Genomic DNA, 436 nt, shown 5'->3' on the forward strand with positions numbered 1-436 from the left:
TTGTTTATCAACGCGGTAGCGTGGCAGACGCGCACAGGCGCTCCGTGGAGGGATATACCGCCAGAATTCGGGAACTGGAACAGCATACACAAGCGGTTTTGCCGCTGGCGGGATAAGGGAATATGGAGAATGCTGGCGGACGCCGCAATAGGCGAGCCTGCCGGGGATATCTTTATGATAGATTCGACATATATCAAGGCACACGCGGACGCATGCGGAGCACAAGGCGGCAGCCAGGACATTAGCCGCACAAAAGGGGGCTGAACAGCAAATTGCACTTGGTAGTCGACGAGTACGGGATGCCGGCAGGCGGCATTGTGACAAGCGGTACTGTCGCGGATTGTAATCAAGCGCCTCTCCTTATGGAGGATTTGGAGGCGGAAGCGTTCCTTGCGGACAAGGCGTATGACACGAACGAGCTGCTCGATATGCTTAA

General features: G+C 55.7%; 1 protein-coding gene and 1 pseudogene. Both read left to right on the plus strand.

Annotated elements, in window-relative coordinates; all coding sequences use genetic code 11:
• The coding region (locus tag AWU74_RS08625; protein ID WP_187150990.1) for a transposase at positions 1-264 on the plus strand (264 nt) is incomplete at its 5' end.
• A 14-nt stretch (positions 265-278) separates the two neighbouring features.
• A pseudogene (locus AWU74_RS13660) lies at positions 279-436 on the plus strand (IS5/IS1182 family transposase); the annotation flags it as partial.

It is taken from the genome of Treponema endosymbiont of Eucomonympha sp., from assembly GCF_001028545.1.